The organism is Litoreibacter meonggei, assembly GCF_003663885.1.
Lineage (GTDB): Bacteria > Pseudomonadota > Alphaproteobacteria > Rhodobacterales > Rhodobacteraceae > Litoreibacter > Litoreibacter meonggei.
Genome location: NZ_RCCE01000002.1, coordinates 94,112 through 113,253, shown reverse-complemented (window position 1 = coordinate 113,253; position 19,142 = coordinate 94,112). Strand labels below are relative to the sequence as shown.

The window sequence follows — 19,142 nt, the reverse complement described above, 5'->3', positions numbered from 1 at the left end:
TCAGTGGTCCCCCTCGGTCGGCTCACTCAGTTTGCCCGGCGCATCCAGCACGGTAGAAATATAAGGCTCCGGCGCGAACAAGTGCTTGGCCATAGTTGTCGTGTAGCCGTGGACTTGCCCCGCGAAGACCGTATGCGCAGCCAAGAGCAAGATCAGTCCACCTACTGAAACATAAGACAACATATTTGGTCGCGGCAGCGCATCGGTCTCGTCAGTCGCCTCGACGCTATGGGCTTTCCAAAACAGGATACTGCCCGCCCGGGCAAAGCCAAGAATACTGACCAAGCTCGAGCTGAGTACAATCACCCAGATCCAGACTACGAGATCGCTATCGAAAGCGGCGTCGAGAACAAGCAGTTTACCAAGAAAGCCAGACAAGGGCGGCAAGCCCGCCATGGCAATCGCGCCGGTAAAGAATAGGGCTGCGGTCAGGGAGTTCCCGGCAACAGTCGGTTGAAGCGTCAGGTCGAGGTTCGCCCGCCCTGTGCGCACAAGATCAGCAATCAAAAACAACGCGGCACCGGCCAATGTCGAATGCACGATGTAATAAAGTGCAGCCGCAATGCTGCCAGGCGTGAACAGCGAGATCGCCACCATCACCATGCCCATGGAGCCAATGACCGAGAAGGCTACTAGCCGGTCCAATTTTTTTGCTGCAAGCACACCGATCATCCCGACCGCCAAAGAGACCAATGCGGCGGGTAACATCCATAGGTCATGTAATCCCGCGGTGACGTCGAGGTCTGGCGGGAAGATCATCGTGTAGACCCGAATGATAGCATAGGCGCCAACTTTGGTCATGATCGCGAACAGGGCTGCGACAGGGGCGGGCGCTTCTGCATAGCTTGACGGTAGCCAAAAATGCAGCGGCACGAGGGCCGCCTTGATCGCGAAGACCAGCAGCAACAGAACTGCGGCGACACGAATACCCACAGTTTCCTCCGCGCCAATTTGTGCCACGCGATTGGCCAGATCGGCCATGTTGAGCGTGCCGGTTTCGGCGTAGATTGAGCCAAGTGCGAACAAAAACAGCGTGGAGCCGATGAGGTTAAACAGCACGTATTGCACCCCAGCCCGAAGTCGCGCGTTACCGCCTGCGTGGATCATCAATCCGTAGGACGCGATCAACAGAACCTCGAAGAAGACGAACAGGTTGAAAAGGTCGCCCGTCAGGAATGCCCCCATGATCCCCATGAGTTGAAACTGAAACAACGCGTGGAAATGCCACCCGCGCTCGTCCCAGCCGGATCCGATGGCGTAGAGCAGCACAAACAGCGCCAGGACCGCCGTCAGCAGGACCATCATGGTCGACAATTGGTCAGCCACCAACACGATGCCGAAAGGGGCCGCCCAATCGCCCATCTGATACAGCGTGATTGTGCCGTCGGCTGACTGCATAGCCAGGCCGCAAGCAACTGCGATCAAGGCCAGCACGCCCGACACGGACAAGACGCGCTGGATGCCGATGTGATGGCGCGCTGCAAGAACGATGAATGGCGCAACCAAGGCAGGCAGGATGATTGGGACAGCGATCCAATGGGTCATGATGTGCCCTCCGAGTGGTCTTCATCGGTCTCGGGCTGATCGTCCACATGATCATCGTCGGAGCCAAGGAAGGCCCCAAGACCGATCATAACCACCACGGCAGTCATACCAAAGGAGATCACGATGGCCGTCAAAACTAGCGCCTGCGGAAGTGGGTCAGAATACACGTTCACCCCGTCACGAAGAATAGGCGGCGCCCCGGTGGTCAAGCGCCCAGAGGTGAAGAGAAAGATATTGACGGCATAGGTCAGCAACGAGATGCCCAAAATAACCGGGAACGTTCGTAGACGAAGGACGAGGTAGAGCCCCCCAGCAGTCAGGATGCCGATGGCGGATGCAACAAGTAGTTCCATGCTAAACGGCCTCCTTTCCAGATGCAGCCAACTCAGCCGGAAGATCGTCGCGAGACGGGTCAATATCCATTGGGTGATCGTTGTCGGGTGCGCTCGCAAGCCGGGCAAGACGGGAGAAGCTTTCAAGTGACAACATGACAGCGCCAACCACAGCGAGGAATACGCCCAAGTCGAACAACGCCGCCGTAGCCAACTCAAACTTCTCGAAAGGCGGAATGCGGACATAGGTGAAGTCAGATGTCAGGAACGGCTTGCCAAAGAACCAAGCTCCGATGCCAGTTAGTCCCGCGATCAAAACGCCTGCCCCAATCACCCCGTGATAGGGGTATTTAAGTCGCGCCGACGCCCAACCGAATCCACTGGCCATGTATTGCATGACCACCGCTATCGAAACGATAAGTCCGGCAATAAACCCACCCCCAGGTTCGTTGTGGCCACGTAGGAAGATGTAGAAACCGACCATTAGAACTACCGGCATAATAACCCGCGTCAGCACGACCATCATCATCGGATGCATATCGCCCGCGCGCGCCTGATCAGGCGTCCAGTTAAGCAGTCGTGCGCGCACGGGTCCACCCAGCAGTGTTTCCGTCAATGCAAAGATCAACAGGGCGGCGATGCCCAGCACGATAATTTCGCCGTAGGTATCAAATCCACGGAAGTCGACAAGGATCACATTGACCACATTCGTGCCGCCGCCGCCTTTGTAGGAGTTGGCCAAATGGAACTCAGAAATTGGTGTGCTGACCGCATCGCGCAGCATGTAGTGGTAAGACAGCCCAAACGTCGCAAGACCGCCAACCAGAGCGACACCTGTGTCACGGACACGACGCAGGACCGAGCTTTCGATGGGGGTGGTGTTTGGCAAGAAGTTCAACGCGAGCAGCATCAAGATGATCGTGACGACCTCGACGGTGAATTGCGTCATCGCCAAGTCAGGGGCGCTGAAGAATACAAACCCAATAGAGACCATTAGGCCCACAATGCCGATCAAGATCAAAGATAGCAGGCGATTACGGTGCATCAACACCATGCCCGCGGTAGCAGCTACGAGCATCAGCCAGCCTGCGATGGTCACGGGGCCGGCAGCCTGCATGGTACGCGTTGGTGCGCCAACCGTACCTGTGCTCCAAGCGTGATAGCCCGCCGCAAAGATCACGATTGAGCCGATGGCCGCGTAGCGCGAGAATGCACCATTGTGCAGCGGCAGGATCAGTTTTTGCGCGAGTGTTGCTGCCATCTCGACAATCGCTTCGAAAATAGTTTTCGCCTCGGGGCGGGGCGCAGCGTCCCAGAACCGCAGCGCTGGATTGAAAACGGCCAGCATCAGCAAACCGCCCGCAACCGCGATAACGGACATGAACAGCGCAGGTACAAGTCCATGCCAGATCTTGAAATGCGCGTGAGGCACTTCGGCCGCGTCACCCAATACCGACGCCGTAACCAATTTTACGAAAGGCTCCGCGATGAACGGTGCTACACCAATCGCCACCACGAGCACGACAAGCAGAGCGGGCGGCAACCACAGTCCGGCACCCGGGTCATGCGGCTTGGCCGGATAATCATCGCGTACAGGGCCGAGGAACACATGCCCGATGAGACGGAAACAATAAGCTGCGGAAAACAGCGACCCGAACGTCGCCAACGCAGGCACCAACCAAGGTACGCCAAACAGCACCGTGTGATGTGCCTCCTCGAGCATCATTTCTTTGGACAAGAACCCGTTGAGCAAGGGAATGCCCGCCATCGACAAGGCGGCTAACGACGCGATCGCGAACGTCACTGGCATAAGCTTTCGCAAGCCGCCCAGACGTCGAATATCGCGTGTGTGGGCCTCGTGATCGATGATCCCCGCGGACATGAAGAGAGCCGCCTTAAAAGTCGCGTGGTTGAGGATGTGAAACACAGCGGCCATCGCCCCAAAGGCTGTTCCTGTGCCCAGCAACATGGTGATTAAGCCCAGATGGCTCACCGTGGAGAACGCCAACAGCGCTTTCAAGTCGTGCTTAAACAACGCAATCACGGCACCCAACACCATCGTAATCAGCCCCGCGGAGGTCACGATCATGAACCATTCCGGTGTGCCAGACAGAACCGGCCACATCCGCGCCATCAAGAAAATCCCCGCTTTCACCATAGTGGCCGAGTGCAGGTAGGCCGACACCGGCGTAGGGGCCGCCATTGCGTGCGGTAGCCAGAAGTGAAACGGGAATTGCGCTGACTTGGTAAAACAGCCCAACAGGATCAGTATCAATGCAGGCAAGTACAATGGATCGGCCTGAATGAGATCGCGGTTTTGCAAGATAATACTAAGATCATAACTGCCTACGATCTGGCCCAAGATCAGCATGCCACCAATCATCGCCAAACCGCCCATACCCGTGACAGTCAAGGCCATTCGCGCGCCCTGACGCCCTTCGGGTAAGTGTTTCCAGTATCCGATGAGCAGGAACGAAGATAGCGACGTCAGTTCCCAAAAAACCAGCAAAAGCAGGATGTTGTCGCTTAGAACGATACCCACCATCGCGCCCTGAAAGAGCAGAAGGTAAGTGAAAAACTGCCCCATATTGTCGTCGCGGCTAAGATAGTGCCGCGCATACGCAATGATCAAAAGGCCAATGCCAAGTATCAATAAGGCGAAGAAAAAGCCCAACCCGTCCAGCATCAGTGAAAAGTTCAGTCCCAGCAAGGGCATCCAGTCGACCCGCGCCATTACGACGTCGCCTGCAAGCACCGTCGGCAGGTTGGTCAGCAGACCGACAAACGCCGCCAATGAGACGGTGAATGTCACGCCAGCTGTTGCTGACCTGCCAGCAGAGTTCATCAAACCTGGAAGCAGCGCGCCAAAGAACGGCAAAGCAACGATAAAGAAGAGGGACACGCGAACTCCTAATCCGAAGGTTTTTGGTTCGGTCTAATGTGCTGTATATTCACGAAACCTCAAGAGTAAGCGACAAATTATGTCAACAACTTCGCGATTAGTTCCGAAAAATGCTCTATTGGGCTCCGTCCACCCGATCCATATCGCCCTAGGGCGGTTTGAATATCTGGACCCGCGTCGATCAAGCCCTATGAAGCATCAGCGATACGTTCTCCAGATTCTCTCGTTCATTGAATGTCGACGCACCCCATATTTCTGTGGCTAAAGCCTTCTAGGCGCTCGCACGACTGGTCGATGATTAGTTCAAGCACCGTTGTCGCTTGCTCGATATTATGCGTCAGAGCGCTTCAAGCAGATGCAAACTGCCTTCGCGACAATTTCAGATGCGCGGGCCCAACGATTGTGCTGCTCAAGGAGCGAAATTGGTGGCGTTACCTTGCAGTCAAGGTCGTCATGATCAAAAAACTGCGTCGCAGTTGATCCAGTCCAAGCGCACAACGCGGCTTCATCTTCCGCAAAATGTGCCGCAATTCTACGCTGGTCGTCGCCGTCAAACACGTCGTTTTTTCGGAAAGCGTTTTGATCGCCAAGCGCAATAACAGCCCGGATTAGTTCGCGTGGATTAAATCCGGCATGCAGCGCCATATATCCGATTTGCTCGGAGATTTCCGCCGAAAGCGTTGGGTTGATTTCGCCACTTTCTGCGGCTGGATCTGATCCGGATTTGGGCAAGCCAAGGCATGAGAAAAAGTCTTGGACGACGTCACCGCCTTCCAGCTTTGCGCGATCAAACGGGCGGATCACCACGTTGTCCTGACCGAACACGTCCCCATAGGTCGACAGAACGCGCTGGTAGCTTAGTTTAGACAGTTGCTGCTCTAAAAACTCCGGCGGGTCAGCCGGAATTTTGCCTCGTTTCACAAACTGCTTGTAGAGGGACTCCAAGAACTGATCATGGCGACGCAGGTAACAAATAATCTTCGTATTTTTTAAGATGTCTTGAGGCAGATGATCCGCAGCAAGCTGACACATGCGGCGGGCGATTTCTGGGTTGAACAGCATCTCAGAGGATATGATGTGGCTGTCTGCAGGCGATTGCTGGATTTCGTTCACCAGGTCTTCAAAATATGCGGGGCCGCTCCCTTTGCGAATGACACGCGGCAGGATGTTATGCGCGATATGGTTCCGTTGTGTCACCGTGTAGTTAACACTTTGATTTCGCAACGCATCCTGATTGCGATACAGGTGGCTTTGGATCGCGGTGGTTCCGGTTTTGGGCGCGCCAATGTGAATTATGAGCCGGCTCATGGTTTAAGTTCCTGCGTCGAGACACGCAGTTGTGCTCGAAAATGTGGGGCGCGACGACGATCTAATACATATCGGCACAGGCGAACAATATGAGGGTGTCGTTGTTGACTGACGAGGCGGGAGAGCATCTCCTTTTGGTATCGAGGGGTCTCATGCCGCGCGCGCATCAACTGATAGAAGCGCTGCTCCGAGAGCGTTCCTTCGATGGTGCCTTCAACAATCGGTTTCAGAACCCCCATCAGCGCCCATAACGACGCAATCCGGTGCCCCATGTACCTGCATTTTCGTTTTTCAATATTATCCGCGCGAAACAGTGCCGCGTGCATTGCGTCCAATTGCGCAGACGGATCATAAAACAAAGTCACCTTTTGGCAGTTTCTCAATTGGTCTGGCGCAAATCCGTAGCGATTGGTGAAATCGCGCTTCCAGACCTTGCGATACCGGGTTTCCCAGCTGGTGACGTCGCGGTTCAGTGTCGCTTGGGGGCTGATTGCGATCACATCGCACCCGGGCGCGGCTGAGGCAAAGGCGCAAGCCGCGTAAGCACCCATGGACGCCCCGTAAAAAACAACCTTGTCGAACTGGGCGAAAAAACCGCTATCTCTCAATTCGTCGAAAAAGTCGTAGACTGCCGGATCTCGGTACCAAGTCCAACCATGCGCCATCAACCCAAGCATCGACCAGTTTTTTGAGGCACAAAAAGAATATCCCCACGGCAATTGATCATCAGTTTGTTCGCGGACGTGGTCAAGGTTTTCGAATGTGACCACCAGTGTTTTACCACGCTGTGAAAATAAAGCCGAATGCTCCGTCCCCAAGTCGCGAAAAAACCCCTCCCGATTTCCGATTTCGGACAAAGTATCCCGAAAGGTTTCAGCCACTGGTTGCGCGTCTTGGTCCGATGCTGACGAATCTGTCAAAACATCAACTCCTTTGTTTGCGCCGCGCACGAAAGGCCTTCGCGAACTGCGCCGATAATGTGTGGCGGTTTTTAGCGGTCAGAAGATTCACCATATTCACTTTGTATAGATAGATATCTTTACGATTGCGGATCATCTTAGCAAAGCTCAGCGGGGAGAGGTCGCCTTGGATCGCGCTGGCCATAACCGATTTTAAGCGATCCATCCGACGCAGAACCAGAGCTGACTTATGTCCCAATCCCGGCGCGGGCAAACGCACAACGTGTTCTCCGCTCAGGCGGTCAACATGGGCGCAATCCAGCGGTTCAAACGGATCGTAGACAACGTACACCTTGCTGGCTTGCTCGATTTCAGCGGCGCCATCTGAATGAAGTAACTCCCAATTCTGGGCTTGGCCTTTACGAAATCGCGGCTCCCAAGGCACAAGCTCTGCATCCAGAGAGGATTGAGGGCTAAATGCCATTACCACCGCGCCGGGCGACAAGCTCGCGAATGCCAGCGCTGCAAAACCGCCCATAGACGTGCCGCAGAACACAACGCGAGAAAAACGGCGAAAGAACCCCTGATCGCGTAACATTGTCAGGTAAGTAACAAGCGATTGGTCGCGAAACCAAGTCGGTCCTTGGGAAAAGACGCCCATATGGCTGACGCCCAGATCGGACAAGAATTTGCCGGCCCAAGCCTCACGTTTCATGTTTTTGTTTCCGGCCTCTGCCAAGTTGTCGAACGAGACCACCAAAACATTAGGATCCCGCTCGACACACATGACGGCGTGGTGTTCAAATTTCTGATAGAAGCCGTTGCAGGGTCCTGCTGGAAATATCTCCTGATACCAGCTGGGCAGGTCGTCCGCGTCGGGATGCGCTGCTGCATCCATCATGTCTCTGCCCTCCGTCGCCGACCTTCAGCGTTTGTGAATTACTGCCATTTGGTTGCGTTTGCGGATATTGTACCCGGCTTGAAACACAAAGCATCCTGAAATCTCTGGTGCGATCTTGTTGAACTCTGCCTCCAGCTGCGGATCACTATGGACGAATTTTTTGTCTCTTTGGAAGCCGTAGAACAGATCACCTGTCTTGGTGATACCATCATGTTCCATGTGCTTGGGCTGCCAACGCAAATCTTCGATAATATACAACCCGCCCGGAGTTAACTTATCCCAAAGCTCTAAGAAGCCGTTCTGCTGGTGGTGTGAGGCGTGGGAGGCGTCATCGATGATCACATCCATTACAGGTAAATCCGCGGTCGCCGTTACGATCGCATCGCGCCTGTCCATATCGCAGCGCACAAAGGTGAAACGCTCCTCCGAGAACCAAGAAAAATCAGAAACGTCGAGGCCATAAACATGGGCCTTCTCGAAAAACTCAAGCCACATCCGAACCGAGGGCAGATCACTGGTCTGACGGTCTTTGTCTTTGCCGTGCTCTGGACCTCCTATTTGAAGTCCCATCTCCAGCAGTTTGATCGGTCGGTTTTGAAAAGGTAAGAACAGAAGCTGGTACATCTCGCTATAGCGGTGCTTGGTGCTGCCTTTGTCAGTGCCATGCTTGTCAGCGAGGTCAGTCAGGTTGGGCAAGCTGCTTTCATACTTTCTTTGTGGGTGATCTGGCTCCGCAACCGGCGGATTACTGACGGGCAGGGGGGCCGATGCCGGGTCGACATTGTGCTTTTTGAGCAGCCCACCAATCAGGCTTTTGTGGTGAGGGATGCCGCCCTCCTTTTCTACCAAGCGCTTGCGCATACGCCGTCCATAGAAGTGGATTGATTTGGTGTTTTCGGTGATCTCGTTCGATAGATCGAAATTCCTTTTCAGCATGTTGCGCCGATCTTTGTAGAGAACGGGGTACAACACGTCCTGAGCAAAGGCATATTTCGCTTCACCGGTCTTATGCAGGAAATGCGTGATCGCATGCGGACCCCAAACCCCCCAAGGCTGATCACTAGCATGAACAGGATTGCCCTGCTCTTTGGCCGTGATCAGCTCTTGTTCGTATTCTGGGCCATAATAGCTGGGTATCGAGTATTCGTCGCTGGTGAACGCAAGCAACTCGCCCAAAGTGTCGCTGTCCGAGGGCAGGCCGAGAACCCCGCCGTTTATGTGTGATTTGGACTCCCAGCCATAAAAGTGGCCGTTATCGGTTTCAAAGGGCTTCAGGCAATAGGCATCAGTGTCTGCCCAAATCATGTCGGTGTTTTTTTCCAACATCTTATAGCGAAACACATCCGAGTGCAGGGCAGGGCTGCCGGTGCGTCTATGCGTTAGAAACCCTTCTCTAGGAAGAAACTGTTCAGCGCTCTCCAAGCGGACGCCGTCCGGCACGTTTTCCAGTGGCCCATAATGGTAAAGAACAACATCGTGTCCCGCGTCCACAAAGGACTTAACGCAAAGCACCTCAAGATAGCTCAGCGGACCTTCCATCCAGAGCATACCAATTTTGCTCAATGCCATTTAGTTACCTCATATACCTGATTTTTATTGTTTTTGTGTGTTTTTGTGCGCGGTCATAACATGAATTTGGTCAATGCCTTATGTAGCACAAATCGATCTTTCAGCGTGGGGGATGGATTGCCTGCGATGGGCGTCTGAGGGTGGATTTTCATGGTATTTCCCACTTGTGCATTGCGGCAATTCGCGATCGCCAAATCGTCTTCGGTTGGACCATAGAACTCCATAAATCTGTTATCATTCAGGCACAAACGTGACAACCTACGGCGTTCTGTTGCCATCTGTTTGTTGCATCAAGTCACTTTCCAGTCGCACCAGATTTTTGCGGCCTCGTCGCTGACGTAAGGATTTGTCGTCGAGAAATCTGTGAACGACAAAGCCGCGTTGGCTTATCGCATACGGTCAAACATCTTGGTCGATTACCGATACAAAAAATGCGTAAATGTAGCTCAATTCGCCCCATCTGGGACAATTGCAATCGGGGCGGACTGAAGCTTAGATTTTTAACATTCTGGGCCCGCGCGCGTTTATGACAGCTCACTCCAAGCGATAAAACCTGGCTGCCGTGCCTCCGAAAATTTCTGCGCGGTCGGAGTCTGTCATGTCCCGTGTCAGCGCATCTGCTATGTCATACCAATCGCCGTATTCCGCTTGCAATCGGCAGACAGGCCAGTCCGACCCCCACATCACCCGCTTGGCCCCGAAGGCCTTTAACACGTGTTCGGCGAAGGGGCGCAAATCCTCAATTGCCCAGCCATCGTCAGCCTCAGTGATCAAGCCTGAAAACTTGCAGCATCCATTCGTCTCATCGGCCAGTCGTGACATCCCGTCAGCCCAGAGCGTGAACGCATCTTGCCCTGTGCGCTGATCGCGAATTTGCGGCTTCATGCAGTGGTCATAAACCACTCGCATCTCTGGGTAGCGCTGCATGAGTGTCAAGAAATTTGGCAAGTGTTGCGGAAAGCCAAGCGCATCGAAAGCCAGGTCCAGATCAATAATTGCGCGGTAGGCCCATTGGACGTCATCGCGTAGCATCCAGTTCACATCGGGAATATCTTGGATCATCGGCCGAACCCCGAGGAATTTCGGGTGTGCAGAGAAGCGCTTCAGATGGGCCAAATCACTTTGATTCTCGAAATCAACCCACCCCACAACGCCTTTGATGGAAGGCGTGGCGTCGGCCAATCCAAGCATATACTCCGTTTCTTGAATCGTTGCGGCGGCCTGCACCACAACGGTGCCATCAATGTTGTGTTTGACCAGACTTGGCGCAAGATCGGATGGTCCATAGGGTCTGTTTAGGGTCCGGTCGTCTTGGGGCATCCAGTCATAGTCGCCCCGAAGCGGTTGCCAGAAATGCTGGTGCGCGTCGATTTTCATGTGGGTGCATCCTCGCGCATCAGTCCTTTGGTTTTCAGGTCGGCCCATAGCGCCGCCGGAATGTTCGCCTGCGCGGCCTGCAGATTGCCCTTCGTCTCGGCCACGCCTTGCCCGCCGGGGATTACCGCGACATGGGCCGGATGCAGCAGTGGGAATTGAAATGCAGCATCGACCATACGCACGCCATGATCGGTGCAAACCGCCTCGATGGCATTGACCCGATCAATGATGTCCTTCGGCGCGGCGTCATAATTGTAGTAAGAGCCGGGTTTTGCTCCGGTTGCCAGGATACCGGAATTATATGGCCCGCCTGTCACGATCCCGATCCCTCGGGCATCGCAGAGCGGCAGGAAGCTATCGAGAGCTTTTTGCTCCAGCAAGGTGTAGCGACCGGCTAGAAGGAACAGGTCGAAGTCCCCGCGCTCTGCAAGCGCCTGGCAGACCTCCCACTCGTTTATTCCGCCACCTATCGCACGGATTACACCTTGGTCGCGCAGCGAGATCATCGCGTCATAGCCGCGCCCGCCGAAGAATTCCTTGATCCGCATATCGGAAATTTCCTTGGAGCCGTGGGAAAATACGCACAGGTCATGGACGTACAGAATGTCGATCCGGTCTACGCCAAGCCGAGAGAAAGAATGCTCGAAACTGCGCATAATGCCATCATAACTGTAGTCATAGTGCTCGCGTCGTTGCGGCACATCAAACCATTTGCCAACGCCTGCGCGGTGTTCGGGCGCGCATGGCTGGATCAACCGACCCACTTTGCTGGACAAGACATACTCGTCGCGCGGCTTGTCGCGCAGGAACGGGTTCAAGCGCGTCTCCGATAACCCAAGCCCATAAAGCGGGGCAGTGTCGAAGTAACGGACACCGCCATCCCAAGCCGCATCAAGCGTTGCGCGGGCGTCTTCGTCCGAGATCGCCTTGTAAAGATTGCCCAAGGGGGCCGTGCCAAAACCTAATTCCGTGAATGTCAGCCCGCCATTGCCAAGCCGGTCCCAGTGCCGTGTCTTCAAAGCCATCTAGACCTCCTCCGTTTAACGCAGGACTATAGCCTAGTTTCTCTTTGCGTGAACAGGTTGCCGAGCATAGTCTTGGTGGGGGAGTACGTACAATGACAGAAAAATTCAGACGGGTGTTTGGGAAGAACAAACCAGTGATTGGCATGGTTCATATCGGTGCCTTACCGGGTGCGCCGCTTTTTGACCCATCCCTTGACTTGGTGGCGGCTGCGCGGGCTGACCTTCTTGCGTTGCAAGACGCAGGCTTCGACGCGGTGATGTTTGGCAATGAGAATGACCGGCCCTATGAATTCGAGGTCGACACAGCCTCCACGGCGACTATGGCCGCAATTATCGGAGCGCTAAAATCCGAGATTACCATACCTTTTGGCGTCAATGTACTTTGGGACCCGATGTCGAGCATTGCCTTGGGCGCAGCCACAGGCGCCTCCTTTGTGCGGGAGATATTTACCGGCACCTATGCGTCCGACATGGGGCCGTGGACGCCGGATGCAGGTAAGGCCATGCGGTATCGCGACAGGCTGGGGCGGTCCGATATGGCAATGTTGTATAACATTTCTGCCGAGTTTGCCCATTCGCTCGATCAGCGATCTTTGCCTGACCGTGCCCGAAGTGCGGTGTTTTCTTCCATCCCCGACGCCGTGCTGGTGTCGGGTCAGATCACGGGTGAGGCCGCGGCATTGTCGGACCTCGAGGCCGTTAAAGCTGTCTTGCCGGATATCGCAGTGATGGCAAACACAGGCGTGAAGCACGAAACAGTCGCAGATGTTCTGACCATTGCAGACGGCTGTATTGTCGGGTCATCTCTCAAGGTCGATGGTGATACATGGAATGCGATCGACCCAGATCGTGCGAAAGACTTCATGGCGCGGGTACGTGAGATGCGTACATGAAGAACCGGATCAAACGCGATTTGATGGACCTGATGATGGTCCCGGGATTGTCGGGCCATGAGGACCGCGTACGGCGTGCCTTGCGCGATCGACTAAACGAGATGGGTGTTGAAAGCACCTCGGATCGACTTGGTAATCTGGTTGCCAATTTCCCGGGTGAGGGGCCTGGCGTTATGCTGTTCACCCACATGGACCAGTTGGGGTTCATCGTGCGTCGGATTGAAGCCGATGGCTTGATCCGGTTGGAGCGGCTGGGCGGTGTGCCGGAGCGCGCACTCGCAGCCCAAGAGGTATTGATCTGCATCGGCGAGGGGCGAGATGTTGCAGGGGTGATTGCGAACAAAAGCCACCATACGACCGCGCCCTCGGAAAAGTACCAAGTTACGCCTTACGCCGATCTTTATGTTGATACTGGTTTGTCTTCTGCAGCCGAGGTGGAGGCCGCCGGCATCCGCATCGGCACGCCCGTTGTATATGCGCCGCATGCCGCGCAGTTGGGGAATGACCGGATTGTTGGCACCAGCGTCGATGACCGCGCTGGGTGTGCTGTGCTGCTGGAAATGGCGCGACAGTTGAAGGATCGAAAAGATGGCCCGCCGGTTCATCTGGCCTTTACCGTGCTTGAGGAGTTTAATTTGCGCGGCGCGCAGCCGTTGGCGCAAAAACTGCAACCGGCCATCGCCATACAGCTTGATCTGATGCTTGCCACCGATACCCCGGATATGGCGGCGCGGGGGGACATGGTGCTGGGTGGTGGTCCGGGGATGAGCCTGTATTCGTTTCACGGGCGTGGCACACTGAACGGTGTTATTCCTCACCCTGCGATGGTCCATCTGTTCGAAACAGCAGCGGTGGCGCAAGACATCCCCTTGCAACGCAGCGCGCAGGTTGGCGTGTTGACGGACTTGTCCTACGTGCAACTCGTAGGCGAAGGGGTGGCCTCGATAGATATGGGATTCCCGATGAGGTATTCGCATTCTGCGAGAGAGTTGTGCGATCTGTGCGATCTTGTTTCCTTGACCGAACTACTGAACGCCGCGATCAGCCGCATTGGGGTGGATTTTTCGCTGGATCGGGATGACTACACCTGATGGCCTACACGCTTGGCATCGATATTGGCACCTACGAGACCAAAGGGGTTTTGGTTGATGTGAGTGGTGCGATCATTGCGCAAGCGGCCCGAAGTCATAAGATGTTGGTGCCGCAACCCGGTTGGGCCGAGCACCGCCCCGAAGAGGATTGGTGGGGCGACTTTGTCTATGTCTGCAAGGCGTTGCTGAACAACAGCGGTGTCGATAGCAACGAGATTAAAGCGGTGGCATGCAGCGCAATTGGTCCCTGCATGCTGCCCGTTGATGCGGATGGCACACCGTTGATGAATGGTGTTCTGTACGGTGTCGATGGGCGCGCCGACACCGAGGTGCGCGAGCTGACAGCCCGCATTGGTGAAGAGACCATCATTGCGCGCTGTGGCAACGCATTGACGTCCCAATCGGTCGGGCCGAAAATCCTGTGGCTCAAACGGCATCGCCCGAAGATATACGCGCAAACAGCACATATTTTGACGTCCACCAGTTTTCTTGTGCAACGGTTAACGGGCGAAGTGGTCATCGATCACTACACGGCCGCCAATTTTTCCCCGCTCTATGACATCGCAACGCAGTCTTGGAACGATGATCTGGCGGATGACATCATGTCGTTGGATAAGTTTCCACGCTTGATGTGGTCGAACGAGATCGCAGGCCATATCACGCGAACTGCCGCACGCCAAACCGGGCTTGCCGAGGGGACGCCCGTAACAGCGGGCACCATCGACGCTGCGGCAGAGGCATTCTCGGTCGGTGTCGATCAACCGGGTGACATGATGATGATGTATGGCTCGACTATTTTCATCATTCTACGGGCGCAATCGCAGGTATCGGATCCGCGCATATGGTATGCGCCTTGGTTATTTGAAGGCGAACATGCGTCCATGGCCGGGCTGGCGACCTCTGGTACGCTAACACATTGGTTTCGGGATCAGATGGCGCGCGATCTCGAGGTCGAAAATGCCTTTCCTGCCTTGGCGCAAGAGGCTGCTATGTCGCCGCCCGGGGCCAACGGATTGCTAATGCTGCCGTATTTTTCAGGTGAGCGTACGCCGATCCATAACGTGCATGCAAAAGGCGCGATCTTCGGGTTAAACCTCACCCACACACGTGGCGACATGTATCGCGCGTTGATCGAGGGGATCGCCCACGGTACGCGCCATGTGACCGATACTTTTGCCGAACTGGGCCAGTCCCCGAAACGGTTGCTTGCTGTCGGGGGCGGGACACAGAATGAACTGTGGTTGCAAGCCACATCCGACATTACCGGTATCGACCAGATCGTGTGTGAAAAGACCACCGGTGCAAGTTACGGCGACGCGTTTCTCGCCGCCTTGGCTGTTGGACTGGTGCAGCGGGATGATATTTCAAAATGGAACCCGGTGGCGCAGACGATAACGGCGCGCCCCAACGCCACCTATGACAAAGCCCACGGCCTGTTCCGCAGGCTGTATGAGCAGACCAAGGACATCGCCTCGGAGCTTACTTAACCGCGCCAGCGGCCATGCCTTTGATGATGTATTTCTCAAGGAAGATAGCTACTACCACGAGCGGCAGGATTGCGGCGGAGGACAATGCTGCCATGGACCACCAGTTGATCCCCTGGGAGCCCGTTTGCGACGCGACCATGACGGGTAGGGTCGTCGCATTCGTGGCGGTCAGTAGCGCCGCAAAGAAATACTCGTTCCAGCAAAGCACCAGTGACAGGATAAACGCGGCGACCATGCCGGGCAGGGCGATGGGCAAAACGATCTGCATGAACGCACCCCAGATGCCCAAGCCGTCCACAAGTGCCGCCTCTTCCAGTTCTATGGGGATGCCTTGGAATTGGTCGCGCATGATCCAGATCACGATGGGCAGCACCATCAGTGTGTAGAGCAGGATCAAGCCGATCCGGCTGTCTAGCAGCGCCAAGGATTTATAAAGCACGAGGAAGGGCAGTGCCAACACAACTGGCGGCAAGATCATCTGGCTAAGGAAAAAGAACGAGATGTCGGAGTTTTTCATAAACCCGAACCGATAGTTAAATCGCGACAGCCCGTAAGCCGCCAATGACCCTAAAACAACGGCCAGAAATGACGATGAGATTGAGATGATTGTGCTGTTCCAGAACCGTTTGAGGAATTCCTCACGAACGGTGGAGACCTCGCCAAACAAGCGGGGCGATAGTCCGATGGATTCCCAGCCTTTCCACCTTGGCGTGAAGTCCCACCAAGGGACCAAGTTGCCCTTCATCACGTCGGGGGCGAGTTTGAACGAGGTCGTGATCGTCCAGAAAATCGGAAACAGACAGATCACGGTCCATATCAAGAGTGCGGCGTAGATAGCGATGCGGCTGGCCCACCATTTGGTGTTCACTCGGCGGTCAGCGTCGTGATCTTTGAAGATCGCACTCATGCGGGGCGCTCCATCCATCGGCTGACCAGTTTCAAAAGTAGCGTGACGAAGATCACGATCAGCACCAGGTAGACCATGGCTAAAAGCGTCCCGTAGCCCACGTTGGAGCGGTCGCGATACTCTCGGAAGATGAAGCTGGTGACGCTGTCAGTAGCGCCCCCCGGACCACCTGATGTGACATTGATAATCACATCAGCCAGCTTCAGTTTGAAGATGATACGGATCACAATGGCAGTGACAGAGACCGGCAGCATCAACGGGAAAATGACTTCCTTGAAGCTTTGCCATCCCGTCGCGCCGTCCACCTTCGAGGCCTCGATGACTTCGCGGGGCAGTGCCTGAAGACCGGCCAAAAGCATGATCATCATGAACGGAATAAACGTCCACGCATCCATCGCCATAATCATAAAACGCGCCGTTTCCGGCGTGCCGAAAAAGCTCGGCTCACCGCCAAGCTCCCGGATCATGCGCGAGATGGGGCCGAAGCGGACCTCTAGCATTGACTTGCCGATCATCCACGACACGGCCACGGGACTGAGCATCAGCGGCAAAAGAAACACGACGCGGAAGAACTTGCGGGCGCGGATTTGTGCGTTGAGCAGGAGGGCGAGACCAAAGGCGATCACGTATTCCACGCTCACGGCCAGCACATAATAGACCATGTTTTTCAGCGCGTTCCAGTAAAAGCCGTCATTCCACATCTCGACCAGATTGTCTGTACCATTGGGCTGTGGCCCGTTGGGGGAGGCAAGGTTCCAGTCGGTGAAAGAAATGTAGAGCGCGAAGAGCAGGGGAAAGACAACAAGGCTGATGACGAACAATGCAGCTGGTAGCACGAACAGGGTGCGCTTGCCCTTCTCACCGTTCACAATAACCTGCGCGGCACAAAGTGCAGTCGCCCAAAGCATGTAGGCGTATAAAACCGGACGCCATGTCTCGAAACCGCGGGCAACGCGATCCATCTCATAGGCCATTTGCCACAGTGCGAGCGCCGCACAAAGCAACGCGGTGCCCCACACCATTACTTTGCCCACACGCCTGCGGTTATCCGAGATGTTATCAGCCGTGACAGTGTGAAGAAGATCACCTTCTGTATTCATAATATGACACTAGCGGGATGACAGTGGGGGGCAACAAAAGAAGGCAAGTGCGTCCTCGGAGTGTTGAGTGCGGCGAAGTCGGGCGGCGCTTGTGGCACCGCCCAACCAATTTTCATTTATCGGCCACTACATTCCAAGTGACGCCTTATAGACGGCAATCTGGCTGTCCCGCCCGATCTGGTCCGTGATCTTCTCCCAAGCCGCCGCAATCGCGTCCGCGGTTTCCTGAGCGGAGCCGTATTGGCCGGCATAGCCTTTGGCCAACTCATCCTCCGCTACCGAATAGTATTGGAAGATGCCCGGAATCCGCGGCTCGATTGCCGCGTTCGGGTGATTGTAGCTGTCCGCGTTAGAGCCGAGATAGTCTTCGACATAGGCGCGGTCGTAGCCCGCTTCTTCCCACTCGTCGTACTGGAAGTGAGAGTTGCGGTAGGGCTGGAAGCCCGATGGGTATGCGGACGCCCAAAGCGACAGGTCTTTGCCACCCAGATGGGCGGCCGCAGACCATGCGGCCTTCTTCTTCTTCTCGTCACCCTCTACTGTGGCCATGACGTAAACGCCCCAACCGATATAGGCCATATTGGGGGCTTCGTTCCGGGTCTCTTCCCACGCGCCGGCTTGCGCGTTGTAGACGCGATCGGACGCAGGGTTGATGCCAAAGCCTACCACGTCGCCAACGACAGAGGTGTCCGATGTGCGTGCACTGGAGCCCACGTCGCCCCACCACATCAGCATTGAGCCGGTGCCTGCAAGGAACTGCTGGAATGCGGTCGTGCCTGGGTCGGCGTTGATCTGGTCCGTGGGGTATGCGCCCGCCTCGATAAGGTCCATGACGTCTTGGATGGCCTGAACCCATGCCGGGTTGTTGACCATTGGTTTCATGGTTTCCGGCTCAAACAGCCAAGCAGGGCTGTTGGGGTGCTTGGCGTAGGCGGATGCGCGGTTTTCAAGGAAGTAGAAGCCAAAGCCTCCCCAGCCCTTTAGCGGATCAAGGTAACCATGCGCGGGCAGACCTGTAAGCGGGTCTTCCTTGCCAACCAGATCTTTCGAGACTTGGTTGATCTCTTGCCACGTGGTCGGAACTTCTGCTCCACCGATGCCGTCAGCGCCGAAGTAATCCTTGCGATACGCAAAACTGTGGCAGTCGCCGTCGATCGAAACACGGTAAGTTTTGCCGTCCCAGGTGCCCACAGGTTCTTTGAGGTAATCCACATAATCGTCCATGTCGATTTGCTCTTTGACCCAGTCCGGCATTTCGGAGGCCAGCCCTTTGCCAAGCACATCGCCTTCAAACGGGGCACCCATTTCTATGATGTCGAAATCGACAGTGCCGGTGGCAATAGATTGTTGCAGACGGGCGTTATAGTCGGCTTGAGCAAGGTCGATCCAGTTGATCTTGGCCCCTGTGTAGGCTTCCCAAGGCTTCAGGAATCCACGGAACAAGAAGTTGTGCAGGTTCTGGTTGTTCAGACCCATGAAGGTCAGCTCAACGCCCTCGAACTCACCTTCGGCGACATTGCCTTTGGTGGCGCCAAGGCACATCTCTCCGACTTTTTGCCAGTCACTATCGGTTGGCGAACCTGCGCCCACACCCGGAATTTTCAGAATTTCAGCGCGCACGTTCGCATGACCATCAGCCAGTGCGGTTTTCGGCATCATCGCAACGGCACCTAAGGCGGCAGAGCCCTTCAGAACCTGACGCCGGTTCATTTTCTGCGCAGCTTTTATGTAATTATACAGTTCAACTTTCACGTGAATCCTCCCAGAAAAACATCTTGTTGGTATTGCGTGTGAAAATGGCAAACT

Annotated in this window: 15 protein-coding genes; 3 read left to right on the top strand and 12 right to left on the bottom strand. The window is 55.3% G+C overall.

The genetic code is table 11. The annotated features are described in order from the left end of the window. The 9 genes from BCF46_RS05245 to BCF46_RS05200 form a co-directional block, all read right to left on the bottom strand. Positions 1 to 1,545 (bottom strand): monovalent cation/H+ antiporter subunit D, encoded by a 1,545-nt coding sequence (locus BCF46_RS05245; RefSeq protein WP_121022483.1) that lies wholly within the window; start codon positions 1,543 to 1,545, stop codon positions 1 to 3. Next, positions 1,542 to 1,898: a Na+/H+ antiporter subunit C gene (locus BCF46_RS05240; RefSeq protein WP_121022481.1), complete on the bottom strand. Its 357-nt coding sequence runs from the start codon at positions 1,896 to 1,898 to the stop codon at positions 1,542 to 1,544. Before BCF46_RS05240 ends, BCF46_RS05245 begins: the two co-directional genes overlap by 4 nt. A 1-nt stretch (position 1,899) precedes the next feature. Beyond that, positions 1,900 to 4,779, bottom strand: coding sequence for a monovalent cation/H+ antiporter subunit A (locus BCF46_RS05235; RefSeq protein ID WP_121022479.1), 2,880 nt, complete (start codon positions 4,777 to 4,779; stop codon positions 1,900 to 1,902). 330 nt (positions 4,780 to 5,109) lie between these two features. Then, complete coding sequence (locus BCF46_RS05230; protein ID WP_121022478.1) at positions 5,110 to 6,087, bottom strand: hypothetical protein; 978 nt, start codon at positions 6,085 to 6,087, stop codon at positions 5,110 to 5,112. Next, positions 6,084 to 6,968, bottom strand: a complete 885-nt coding sequence (locus BCF46_RS05225; RefSeq protein ID WP_147435955.1) for an aldo-keto reductase family protein — start codon at positions 6,966 to 6,968, stop codon at positions 6,084 to 6,086. The genes BCF46_RS05230 and BCF46_RS05225 overlap by 4 nt, the downstream gene beginning before the upstream one ends. Before the next feature lie 43 nt (positions 6,969 to 7,011). Next, positions 7,012 to 7,887, bottom strand: coding sequence for an alpha/beta fold hydrolase (locus BCF46_RS05220; protein WP_121022474.1), 876 nt, complete (start codon positions 7,885 to 7,887; stop codon positions 7,012 to 7,014). A 24-nt stretch (positions 7,888 to 7,911) separates the two neighbouring features. Then, a complete protein-coding gene (locus BCF46_RS19920) occupies positions 7,912 to 9,456 on the bottom strand; it encodes a class I SAM-dependent methyltransferase (RefSeq protein WP_245989856.1) in 1,545 nt (514 codons plus the stop codon). A 534-nt stretch (positions 9,457 to 9,990) separates the two neighbouring features. Then, positions 9,991 to 10,833: an amidohydrolase family protein gene (locus BCF46_RS05205; protein ID WP_121022472.1), complete on the bottom strand. Its 843-nt coding sequence runs from the start codon at positions 10,831 to 10,833 to the stop codon at positions 9,991 to 9,993. Beyond that, positions 10,830 to 11,858, bottom strand: coding sequence for an aldo/keto reductase (locus tag BCF46_RS05200; RefSeq protein WP_121022470.1), 1,029 nt, complete (start codon positions 11,856 to 11,858; stop codon positions 10,830 to 10,832). Before BCF46_RS05200 ends, BCF46_RS05205 begins: the two co-directional genes overlap by 4 nt. A 92-nt stretch (positions 11,859 to 11,950) precedes the next feature. On the opposite strand from BCF46_RS05200, the gene BCF46_RS05195 reads away from it, so the two are divergent. The 3 genes from BCF46_RS05195 to BCF46_RS05185 are packed head-to-tail and all read left to right on the top strand — an operon-like array spanning position 11,951 to position 15,329. Then, positions 11,951 to 12,751, top strand: a complete 801-nt coding sequence (locus BCF46_RS05195; RefSeq protein ID WP_121022468.1) for a BtpA/SgcQ family protein — start codon at positions 11,951 to 11,953, stop codon at positions 12,749 to 12,751. Further along, positions 12,748 to 13,842 (top strand): M42 family metallopeptidase, encoded by a 1,095-nt coding sequence (locus tag BCF46_RS05190; protein WP_121022466.1) that lies wholly within the window; start codon positions 12,748 to 12,750, stop codon positions 13,840 to 13,842. The genes BCF46_RS05195 and BCF46_RS05190 overlap by 4 nt, the downstream gene beginning before the upstream one ends. Then, positions 13,842 to 15,329 (top strand): FGGY-family carbohydrate kinase, encoded by a 1,488-nt coding sequence (locus tag BCF46_RS05185; protein ID WP_121022464.1) that lies wholly within the window; start codon positions 13,842 to 13,844, stop codon positions 15,327 to 15,329. The genes BCF46_RS05190 and BCF46_RS05185 overlap by 1 nt, the downstream gene beginning before the upstream one ends. On the opposite strand, the gene BCF46_RS05180 is transcribed toward BCF46_RS05185, so the two are convergent. The 3 genes from BCF46_RS05180 to BCF46_RS05170 form a co-directional block, all read right to left on the bottom strand. Then, positions 15,322 to 16,236 carry a carbohydrate ABC transporter permease gene (locus tag BCF46_RS05180; protein ID WP_121022462.1) on the bottom strand — a complete coding sequence of 305 codons (915 nt, stop codon included), beginning with the start codon at positions 16,234 to 16,236 and terminating at the stop codon, positions 15,322 to 15,324. The genes BCF46_RS05185 and BCF46_RS05180 overlap by 8 nt on opposite strands. After that, on the bottom strand, positions 16,233 to 17,336 hold the full coding sequence (locus tag BCF46_RS05175) for a carbohydrate ABC transporter permease (protein WP_211332776.1): 1,104 nt from the start codon (positions 17,334 to 17,336) through the stop codon (positions 16,233 to 16,235). The genes BCF46_RS05180 and BCF46_RS05175 overlap by 4 nt, the downstream gene beginning before the upstream one ends. A 126-nt stretch (positions 17,337 to 17,462) precedes the next feature. Further along, positions 17,463 to 19,088, bottom strand: coding sequence for an extracellular solute-binding protein (locus BCF46_RS05170; protein ID WP_121022458.1), 1,626 nt, complete (start codon positions 19,086 to 19,088; stop codon positions 17,463 to 17,465). Positions 19,089 to 19,142 lie beyond the last annotated feature (54 nt).

Coding starts and splice junctions, on each gene's coding strand:
- BCF46_RS05245 (WP_121022483.1), bottom strand. CDS start 1,545: ATGACCCATTGGATCGCTGTCCCAATCATCCTGCCTGCCTTGGTTGCG.
- BCF46_RS05240 (WP_121022481.1), bottom strand. CDS start 1,898: ATGGAACTACTTGTTGCATCCGCCATCGGCATCCTGACTGCTGGGGGG.
- BCF46_RS05230 (WP_121022478.1), bottom strand. CDS start 6,087: ATGAGCCGGCTCATAATTCACATTGGCGCGCCCAAAACCGGAACCACC.
- BCF46_RS05220 (WP_121022474.1), bottom strand. CDS start 7,887: ATGATGGATGCAGCAGCGCATCCCGACGCGGACGACCTGCCCAGCTGG.
- BCF46_RS19920 (WP_245989856.1), bottom strand. CDS start 9,456: ATGGCATTGAGCAAAATTGGTATGCTCTGGATGGAAGGTCCGCTGAGC.
- BCF46_RS05205 (WP_121022472.1), bottom strand. CDS start 10,833: ATGAAAATCGACGCGCACCAGCATTTCTGGCAACCGCTTCGGGGCGAC.
- BCF46_RS05200 (WP_121022470.1), bottom strand. CDS start 11,858: ATGGCTTTGAAGACACGGCACTGGGACCGGCTTGGCAATGGCGGGCTG.
- BCF46_RS05195 (WP_121022468.1), top strand. CDS start 11,951: ATGACAGAAAAATTCAGACGGGTGTTTGGGAAGAACAAACCAGTGATT.
- BCF46_RS05190 (WP_121022466.1), top strand. CDS start 12,748: ATGAAGAACCGGATCAAACGCGATTTGATGGACCTGATGATGGTCCCG.
- BCF46_RS05185 (WP_121022464.1), top strand. CDS start 13,842: ATGGCCTACACGCTTGGCATCGATATTGGCACCTACGAGACCAAAGGG.
- BCF46_RS05180 (WP_121022462.1), bottom strand. CDS start 16,236: ATGAGTGCGATCTTCAAAGATCACGACGCTGACCGCCGAGTGAACACC.
- BCF46_RS05175 (WP_211332776.1), bottom strand. CDS start 17,336: ATGAATACAGAAGGTGATCTTCTTCACACTGTCACGGCTGATAACATC.